A 9,353-nucleotide genomic window follows, 5' to 3' on the forward strand; every position below is an offset into this window, starting at 1 on the left:
GGTCTGCAGCGTCAGCCCGAGATCGTCGCCTGCGGTCTCCTTGTTCATGGTGTAGAACAGATCTCCGGTGCCGCCCTCGGCGACGGTCTTTGCCGTCCAGAGCGCGGCGTTGAGCTTGGCAGAGAACGGGTTCGACCCATCCGCCGTCGTACCGACACCGAGGAGCGCCATGTTCTGCAGCGATGCCGGGGTGATGCCGACCCAGCCTGCGCCGTCGTAGACCAGCAGCAATCCTTCGTCCTCGATCCATGCCCGCCAGCCCGTTCGCGGCGGCAGCCGCAGCCAGGCGCCGTCGGTCCAGAGGGCGATGTTCAGATCCCAGCCCACCCAGTCGCCGGTGGCGCCCGAGGCGACAATGTAACGGTCGCCATCGGCGGGGCTGCCCGGCGGCACGGTCAGATCCCGGTCGCGAACGGAAAGCTGGACGAGCCCGTCGAGGATCCGCAGCGCCTCGTTATGGGTGACGTGCTTCTGGGCCTGCGCCGCGAGGATGAAGGGCAGCAGCAGATGGGTCGTGGCGTCGGACATGGGGTGGCTTTCAGAACGTGAGCGTGACGGTCTTGGGCGCCCCCCGCCCGACGAGGGCGGAAAGCTGGAAGATGCGAATGTCGAGCGTGTCGCCCGGGCCGAGCAGCGCGCCCCAGTCAGCGGTCTGGTCTGCGGCGGTGTAGATCGCGCTGGTGGTGGCCGTGCTCAGCACCCGCTTCACGGTCGCGCCATCCAGGACCTCGACCTCATAGGCCTCCAGTTCCTCGGCTAGCGGCACCTCGAGCCCGCCCCAGCTGTCGGCCGCCAGCGCGCGAGACCGGCGTGTCCAGCGGATGGTCAGATCGCCGGGTGTACGCGGCCAGCGCCATGGTTGCTCGACATGGGCGACAGAGAAGGGTCGCAGCCCGACGCCTTCGGGCGTGAAAGATTGCCCCACATAGGTCTCGTCGCTGACCGGGCGGCCCGCCGGGCCGATGCGCCAGTTCCACGGGATGCCGAGATCGGCTTCGGCGATCGGCAGCGAGGCGAGGCTGTCGTCGAGTATCACCACCCGTGCGCCCGCGGGCGTTGGATTCCCCATAGCACCCTCGGTGCCGCGTTGGCCTCGCAGCAGCCGGGTCAGCCGATATCTGCCTGGTGCGATCAGGTCTGCCGCGCCAGCTTGCACGATCTCCCAAACACCGGGCGCGCTCTCGATGGCCAATGCATTGGCGCTGCCGAACAGGCTCAAGTCGGTGACGCTCTCTATCGTGCCCGACAGGAGATCGACGACCAGAACGTTGCCGAGGTCGAAGCGGGACGTTGGCCCGGCATGGAAATCCGATACCAGTGTGCCGATCCGAGCGCGAGTGCCGAAGCTTGTGAGCAGTTCGAAACCATCTGTCGACGGGCTGTGGAACACTGCGATCTCGCCCGGCCACGGCACGGCATGCGCCGCGACGAAGGGGCGGTGCGCGGGTTGGTCCTCGGTGAGCTGTGGCAGGTCAAGGAGAACCGCTTCAGGTGCACCGAAGACGACCGGTTGCTCGACTGCCGTGGACAGCTGTGTGCCGGATGGAAGATCATAGGCTTCGCGATCCTGCCGGACCGCTTCGATACCGCGGGCATCTGCGTCGGCGATGGAAACGAGCCGCAGCGGGACAGTTCGCCCGTCATGGACGAACGACACGACGTCGGCCGGATCGAGTGCCAGCCGCGAGGGCGGCAGGCGGAAGACCGTGCGCTCGCGGCCGGTCCATGATTCCATCAGCGCGCGCCGGCAGCGCCGTTCGGCCTCCTCGGGCGGGACCGCCATGGGGAAGGTCTCGGAGGCGATGCGCGTCGTGTCGACGGTGATGCGCCGGGCCTCGACCAGCGCCGCATCGTAGTCCTCGTCTGCGCGGGCGACTTGCCATTTGAGCGCCAGTGGCAGTTCGCTCTCCTGAGCGCGGGTGAGTTCAAGAACGTCGCCCTCGCGCGCGGCGACGAGATCGTCTGGCGCGACACTGGCCACTGCAGCCCGGCCACGCATGACGAAACGGATCACGCCCTCGGTCTCGACCGCGTCGAAGCTGAAGTGCCGCGCAAGCGTGGTGATCGAGGCGCGCGGGCTTTCCAGTGCGCCAATGGTGTAGCCTTCAACCGCCCCCCAGAGGCCGGTGACGTCGATCCGGTCCTCGGGCAGTCCAGCGCGCAGGCAGAGATGGCGGACAAGGGCCGCGAGTGACACCGCGCCGAGACGGCCGGTCAGCCAATGGCCGAGCCGCCAGTTGGCGCCATCCGTCCAGACATCGGTCAGGGCCGGGAAGAACGAGTAGGGCCGCGCGTCCCAGGTCCAGGCGGCGCATTCGGGAATGTGCACCATCCGGCCGCCATAGACCGACGATATCGGGTTGTTCGCCGCTTCACCCCAGAACAGATACGTCGCCTCGAGATAGGCCCGCTGGATCGTGTCGTCCCGTCCGCCGCGGGAGAAGTAGGGCACGAAGCTTTCCGACGATTTCGGATCGAAGAACACGTTGGGCTGGTTCGTGCCACGGTCAATGGCGGGGCAGCCCAACTCGGTAAAGCGGATCGGCTTCGATTCCGGGACCCATGCGGTGGGCGTGGCGCTCTCCGTGCCGCCCGGACGGTCGTAATGAAGGTTCGACCACCAGGCGCGCAGATCCTTGTAGCGGAAGACCCACGGCTTGTTGGCCGCACCGTCCGTGATGGGCGTGCGTACCTGCGCGGTGCGATCCGCGGCGCTTGCATAGAACCAGTCGAAACCTTCGCCGCCCGCGATGTTCCCCTGCAGGTAGGCCCGGTCGTAGATCGCGGGCCAGCCCTCTGCCGCGTCGGCATGCTCGAACCCGTCGCGCCAATCCGACAGCGGCATGTAATTGTCGATGCCGATGAAATCGACGTTTCCGTCCACCCAGAGCGGGTCGAGGTGGAAGAAGACATCACCGCTGCCATCAGCTGGTTGATGACCGAAATATTCTGACCAGTCGGCTGCGTAGCTGATCGCCGTGTCAGACCCGAGGATGGCCCGCACGTCCGCAGCCAGATCGCGGAAAGCCTGTACAGCGGGATACGCGCTGGCGCCTGAGCGGATCGTGGTCAGCCCGCGCATCTCGGTGCCGATCAGGAACGCATCGACGCCGCCGGCTGCCGCACACAGATGGGCATAATGCAGCACCATGCGCCGCAGGCCCCAATCGTCGGCAGGTCCGGTCCAGGTGACTGTCCCGCTCGAAACGGCGAAGTCCGAGGGGCTTGCATTGCCAAAGAAGGCTGCGATCTGGCTTGCCGCAACAGCCGTCTTGTCGACCGACCCTGTGAAGCCCGCCGCCGGTGAACACGTGATCCGTCCGCGCCAGGGAAAAACCGGCTGGCCCGTCCCGCTGGCATTGTCGGAGTAGGGGTTGGGCAGCGTGTTACCGGGCGGGACGTCCATCAGGATGAAGGGATAAAAGGTCACACGCAGCCCGCGCGCCTTCATTTCCCGGATTGCCTGCACCACGGCAAAGTCTGCAGGTGTGCCGCCATAGACCGGCCGGTCTTCGTCATCGCGGCTGACGAGATGAGCCGCGGACCGGCTGACACCGTTGACATTCCAGGTCTGCGGGCTTGTGATTTTGGAGGAGACCTCGACTCCCGGCCGGATGGAGCACTCGCCGGCGCGCAGGTCGTTGCCGAACCACGAGACCACGAGGCTGACACTCTCGACCTTCGGCGCCATGGCCTGCAGCCGGTCCAGCGCCACGACCATGTCGGTTGTGTCTGAGCGCGCGTTCAGGTTTTCGGGCACTTGCGCGCCACCACTGCCCTTGCGGATGCCGGTGGTGGCATAGGCGAACTCGCCTGACGCCGGGATCATGGTGACGGCCCTGGTCAGTCCTTCAGCGGTGTCGGGATCGGCGAGCGGCCGGAAGACCTCGAAGGAGAGCTGCGGCAGGCGGTTGCCATAGTCCCCGAGCGGGAGGTCCTCGAAGACGACATAGGCCGTGCCGCGATAGGCGGGCGTGTTCACAGCCCCGGTTTTAGCTGCGATGAATGGATCCACCGTCTGGGTCTCGTCGCCGGGATACCAGCGCCACGTGACGCCACTGGTGTCGAGAAGCTTTCCATCTGCCCAGATGCGGCCAATGCCCGTGACAGGGCCTTCGCAGAGTGCTACGGCAAAACTTGCGTAATAGAGATACTCGGTGGTCTTGATCTTGCCGCCGCCCCCTTTGCCGCCACCCTGCGTGGTGGTCCGGGTTTCCTCCCGGAAATCGGTCGCCCAGATCACGTTGCCGCCCATGCGCATGCGGCCGTAGAGGCGCGGGATCACCGCACCTTCCGTGGACGAGGTGATCCGAAGGCTATCGAGTCTCGGGCCTTCGATGCGCTCGGTGGGCGCCAGCGACGACATGATCCAGCTGTCGACAACAGAGCCGATTGCCGAACCGGCAAAACCGCCGATGGTGGCAGCCGTGACCCCGAGGATCGACCCGCCGATGCTGCCGCCAATGGCGGTGCCCGCAGCTGCAAGAACAAGAGTTGCCATCAACAGGCCTCAGGGCTTTGGAAACAGAAAGGCGAAGGCGATGCGCCGCCGCCACGGCCTTGTCAGCGGTTCCTCGATCACACCCAGCCTTTCATAAGCGTGCAGGAAGGTCGCGGTGCCGGTCAGAATCCCGACATGCTTGGCGATGGCGTTCTGTTTCATCCGGAAGAGCACCAGCGCGCCGGGACAGGCCTCGGCAAGCGGCACCTCCATCATCATGGAACGTGCGCCCTCGGCCAGTACCTCGCATTGTCCTGTTTCGCCCCAATCGCGGGAATAGGGCGGGATCGGAAACGGTTCGGGGCCCACCACGTCGCGCCAGACGCCACGCGCGAGACCGAGGCAGTCGCAGCCAACACCCTTGAGGCTTGCCTGATCATGATACGGCGTGCCGAGCCATGACCGCGCCGCCGTGATCACCCTGTCAGGGCAGGCAGGCGTCACAGGACACCCCCGTCATGGCCGCCATCCCGGGTCGCGTAGCGCAGAATGGTGTCTTGTCCCGGAATGTCCGGAAATCCCCGGAAATTTGCGGTGTTTGAGAACTTGGCGCCACAGGTCCCGATCCGTTTGTCGCAGCCTGCGCGGATGGTGAAGGTATCGCCCCCGGCGATGGCGCGGACAGGGGCTTCGATGAGGGTCAGGATCGCAAGACCCTCTGTCACGTCGTGGCCGAGCACTTCCACGCTGCGCCCGGCATTCGCACCGGTGATCCATTCGATGGTGCCGAAGGCGAACCAGCCGGCCGCAAAGCCGTCGAGCCCGGAAGTAGCAAATGCCCTGTCCCTGAAGTGGTCAATCACGGTACCCGCGCCCTTGTAGGCCGGGGTGTCCAGATCGATGCCACAGCGCGTATCACCGAGCGCCGCATCGCAGGTGGCTTGAAAGGTGCGCCCGACCGTTTGACCCAGCACATGGGCCAGCGACCGGATCTCGGCCACGAAGGCCAACCGCCCGCGCCGGATCTGGCCAATGGCCCCGCGCCGGATCAGGACACGTTGGCCGGTGTCTTGCCAGTTCACCCGCCAGAGCTCGACCTCGGCATTGTCCCAGCGGCCATCGAGGATGCCGGTTTCGGTGATCTTGTCAGACGTCAGCACGCCCTCCGCATCTTGCGCGTCCACGGACAGGTCCGAACCGGACCGCACTTCGGAGGCTGTCAGCCCGCTTTCCGGTTCGAACTCCGTTCCGTCAAAGGCGAGCGTCCGGTCGTGATCGGTAAAGCCGAAGGTGACACCGTCGGAACGGGTGATCCGCCAGCACCAGGCAAGCGTTGTGGTGCCCTCGTCGAGATGGGCCTGAAGGGCAGGGGCGATCTGTTTCATTCAGGCAACCCGCATCCTGCGTCCAGCATGCGGATCAGCCGGGCGCCCGTCATGACCGAGCGCGGACCACCGTCTTCTGCCAACGCGGCAGCGTGGTCCGTCGCTGGCTGCTCAAGACCGGCACAGAGCGCGCTTTCATTGACGGCCACGCTGGCGCAACCAGAGGCGAAGAGCAGTGCGATCATCGCCCAGATCGGCTTCTGCATTGTCCATCCTTTCACGGGTTTGTCTCGCGGCCGTGCGATCCCGCTCAGCGCGGCGCTTGCGTTCATCGGCGGCTCCGAGCTTGCGGACACGCCACAAAAGAGCGGCAAACCCGGCCAGCAGTGCGGCGAGAGCAGCTATTCGGGAAATGAACTCAGTCACGGGTCTGAAACCCGCGTTCGATCCGGTCCCGCAGCCCGATCAGCCCAAGACCGAGGAACATGAGCCCGGCAGGCGAGGCATCGCCGCTGCCAGCCAGCAGTGCAATAAGGTTTGACACCTGGTCAAGCGGCCCGGTGGCGGGCAGCACCAGCGAGGCGGCTCCGGTGGAAAAAGCCAGCAGCCCGGCCCACCAGGTCATGGAGTTGGGTCGAAAATAACGCATGGATCAGGCTTTCCGGAACAGGTTGGCGGCATGGGCGGCCAGCTGGGCAAGCCACCCGGACGGCGCAGGACGCATAGGTTTGCGGGCAGGGGGCTTGAACGGTTCCGCTGGATGGAGCAGCGCCAATGCCTCGTCGCCTGAAAGCTGGCGGACAGGCCGGCGGAAATTGACGCGCCCCGCAGGATCCACTGACCAGACCGGGATTGTCCCGCCGGGATAGCGGCCATGAAGGAACAGGCGCTGTTCGGCTTCGCGGCGCGGAAGGATTGAGGCCGGGCGCCGCCAGTTCAAAAACGCATCAGCGGCAGCAACGCGGTCACCGGCATTGAGATGCCGGGTCAGGGCGGCCCTGGCAATGCCGCCGGTGTTGAAGTGGAAGGACACCAGCGCGTCGAACTCGTGCGGGGCCAGCGGGACTTTCACGGCGCGCAGGACGGCGGCCTCGTAGCTTTCAATGTCTGCCTTGAAGATCTTGAATGCCTCACGGATCAAGGCGTCCAGATCGTCCGGCATGCCTCGTGGCATGGTGGCCGGGTCGGGCGAACCGGCCGCACGCGTATGGCCGATGCCGAACGTCCAGACCTGGTTCACATCCCGGTAGGGGCCGGGAACAATGCCTTCGTGCCGGACAAGGCTCAGCAGCCCGCGGCCGGACATCTTTTTTGCGGTCATGTGCATGGGACTACCTCAAGAGCGAGAGGACCAGGATCAGGGCGGCAACAGCGAGCCCGATGCGCAAACGATGGGTGAAGGCGCGTCCGGGATCTGCCGGGTTGCTGCGGAGCCAACGCGCGAGGCGGATCAGCTCATTCATCGGCGTCGTTCTCCCTTGCGCGGTGCAGCCGGGCCAGCAGCATTTCGATGAAGGCCGGACCGAAGACGCCGACAAGATAGGCGGCCGATCCGGCAGCGCCACCGGCCGGAATTGCCTCTGGCGGGAGGTTGAGCCATGCGGTTACAAGGGCCATGGACAGGCTGCCCATCCCGGCGGCGATCAGACCACCAAGCAGGATATGCCGGAGCGCATCGCGCAACCGCATCTTTGTGGTCAGCGCGTTCGTGGCTCCGCCAAGCGCACCCCATGCGGCAAGGATCACGGCCGTTGACGCCGCGAGTTCCCGCAGCACGGCGGCAACGAAGCTGCCTGTGTCATTCATCGCCGGATCTCCAGAAGCGGGATGGAGGTGATCGAGCCGAGCCGCTCAAGATCGAGTGTTACGTCGAGCACATCGGTGTCGAAGCGAACCGGTACGTCGAAGGCGAAGCCGGCGGTAACAGCAGCACCTCCCGCCGGGGCGCTGTTGAAGGTCACGATGCCTGTGGCCGTGTCGACGGACCAGCCGCCGGACCAGCCGCCGGACCAGCCGCCGGACTGCTCCACGCCGTCAACGGCAATCCGCACAGTGCCGGCGACCGGCCTGGTAATCCTTCGCACCCATGTCTGTTCGCCGGACACGTAATGCTTCACAAGCTGGAAGGCGTTCGTGCTGCCGTCGCCGGTGCCGATTGCCTGGTCGGTTGGTGATGGCGTGGCGGATGGCTGGCAGGACTTGTGATCCGCCCAGTCCTTGAAGCGGAAGCCATGGAGCCGCCCGTTCCGGGCCTCGAAGAAGGCCACCACCGTTGCCAGATCGTCGGCGCGGCGGATGCCATAGGCCACATCATAGCGGCGGCGCGAGTTGGCCCAGCTGGCGTTGCGCTCCTCGTCGCCAGAGGCCAGCTCGACGACCTGTGTGCGCCGCTCCGGCCCGCCGCGCGCGCCGCGGCTGATAGTGTCGGGAAACCGGACCTCGTGGAACGCCATCAAAGCCCCCTTCGGCCGAGCGACACGGCACGGGCGATGTCTGCGGCGACCTGAGTGCGGGATTGCCGGAAGCTTTCCGCGTCACGGGTCATGATGGTGACACTGATGCCGCCCGCATCGTAGGCCCGTGCCTCGGGTCGCGAGAGAACCCGCTCGCCCCGTTGCAGGATCGCGGGCACCTCGTCGTGACGAAGTCCGGCCATGCCACCGCCATGCATGCGGGGCGCGGCTGCAAAGGCGGCGGCCGGGACCATGCGCGAAGGACCCGGTGTTCCGGCAATCCCCCCCGCATGCAGGACGCTGGCAAAAATCCCGCTCGCACCAGAGAGGGCACCAGAAAACGCGTTTGCGATCGGGCCCAGAATGAATTTGCGCGCGGTGAGTTTTGCAAGGTCAGCCAACAAAGAGCTCACAAGGTCGCGGACGTTCAATTTGCCAGTCCGGACAAACTCCCCGACTGCGTTTTCTGCAGACTGGAAAGCGCTGACAAGGCTTTGGCCAATGTCACCGCCGATCTCATTCGCCTTGCCGGCATAGTCCGACAGCGCGTTGGTGACCGATCTCCAGCCGGTGACACTTGCTTCAACATCCGGTTTGGCCGCCTTGACTGCGTCATCGGCAGCAGCACCGGCGTTCCGCGCGGCCTGTCCGGCGCTGGCAAGTGCGGTCTCAAACCGCCCTGCGGCGGCAGAAGCCCCGGCCAATGCACCGGCACCTTCTTCATTCGTGCCTGTGACCGCTTCGCGGAGCGCCTGCCAGCTTTTCAGAGGTGCGCGTGCCTGCTCTGTCAGATCGCGTGCGGAGCCCCGGTACATGCCTGCAGATTCCAGTGCACGGGTCGCAGCACCCTTAAGGCCTGGATCTGGTGCGGTCAGCGGGTTGTCCTCAAAGGCCCGGTTGAACGCCTCCTCCGCTGCGGTTGTTGCTGCCGTTGCCGCGCCTTCGAAGCGGTTCGCGATCTGCCCGAGATCAAGATCCGGGATGATCGATACACGCCGTTCGGATCCGAGCGTTTCCAGCCCCTGGTTGATCCCGCCGATGAATGTGTTGATGCGCGAGACGACGCCATTCAGCATCGCTTCAACGCCGTCGATCAGGCTGTTGGCCGCCTGAAACGCGAGATCGCCGATGGCG

General features: G+C 65.7%; 11 protein-coding genes. All 11 read right to left on the bottom strand.

All coding sequences use genetic code 11. The features are described 5' to 3' along the window. The coding region (locus tag E1297_RS06765; RefSeq protein ID WP_155135556.1) for a DUF2793 domain-containing protein at positions 1 to 528 on the bottom strand (528 nt) is incomplete at its 3' end. A 10-nt stretch (positions 529 to 538) separates the two neighbouring features. Beyond that, positions 539 to 4,501, bottom strand: a complete 3,963-nt coding sequence (locus E1297_RS06770; protein ID WP_155135559.1) for a glycoside hydrolase TIM-barrel-like domain-containing protein — start codon at positions 4,499 to 4,501, stop codon at positions 539 to 541. A gap of 9 nt (positions 4,502 to 4,510) precedes the next feature. Next, a complete protein-coding gene (locus E1297_RS06775) occupies positions 4,511 to 4,945 on the bottom strand; it encodes an NlpC/P60 family protein (RefSeq protein WP_368669477.1) in 435 nt (144 codons plus the stop codon). Continuing rightward, positions 4,942 to 5,826: a DUF2163 domain-containing protein gene (locus E1297_RS06780; RefSeq protein WP_155135562.1), complete on the bottom strand. Its 885-nt coding sequence runs from the start codon at positions 5,824 to 5,826 to the stop codon at positions 4,942 to 4,944. Before E1297_RS06780 ends, E1297_RS06775 begins: the two co-directional genes overlap by 4 nt. Further along, positions 5,823 to 6,098: a hypothetical protein gene (locus E1297_RS06785; protein WP_155135565.1), complete on the bottom strand. Its 276-nt coding sequence runs from the start codon at positions 6,096 to 6,098 to the stop codon at positions 5,823 to 5,825. Before E1297_RS06785 ends, E1297_RS06780 begins: the two co-directional genes overlap by 4 nt. Positions 6,099 to 6,184: 86 nt before the next feature. Then, on the bottom strand, positions 6,185 to 6,415 hold the full coding sequence (locus E1297_RS06790; RefSeq protein WP_155135568.1) for a hypothetical protein: 231 nt from the start codon (positions 6,413 to 6,415) through the stop codon (positions 6,185 to 6,187). Between the two features lie 3 nt (positions 6,416 to 6,418). Continuing rightward, positions 6,419 to 7,087 carry a lysozyme gene (locus E1297_RS06795; protein ID WP_209015678.1) on the bottom strand — a complete coding sequence of 223 codons (669 nt, stop codon included), beginning with the start codon at positions 7,085 to 7,087 and terminating at the stop codon, positions 6,419 to 6,421. A gap of 10 nt (positions 7,088 to 7,097) precedes the next feature. Then, positions 7,098 to 7,229, bottom strand: a complete 132-nt coding sequence (locus E1297_RS50755; protein WP_256372693.1) for a hypothetical protein — start codon at positions 7,227 to 7,229, stop codon at positions 7,098 to 7,100. Beyond that, positions 7,222 to 7,572: a hypothetical protein gene (locus E1297_RS06800; protein WP_155135574.1), complete on the bottom strand. Its 351-nt coding sequence runs from the start codon at positions 7,570 to 7,572 to the stop codon at positions 7,222 to 7,224. Before E1297_RS06800 ends, E1297_RS50755 begins: the two co-directional genes overlap by 8 nt. Beyond that, positions 7,569 to 8,219, bottom strand: a complete 651-nt coding sequence (locus E1297_RS06805) for a DUF2460 domain-containing protein (protein WP_155135577.1) — start codon at positions 8,217 to 8,219, stop codon at positions 7,569 to 7,571. Before E1297_RS06805 ends, E1297_RS06800 begins: the two co-directional genes overlap by 4 nt. Further along, a partial coding sequence (locus E1297_RS06810; protein ID WP_305793813.1) for a phage tail tape measure C-terminal domain-containing protein occupies positions 8,219 to 9,353 on the bottom strand: 1,135 nt, incomplete at its 5' end. The genes E1297_RS06810 and E1297_RS06805, both read right to left, overlap by 1 nt.

The organism is Roseibium sp. RKSG952 (genome assembly GCF_009711355.1).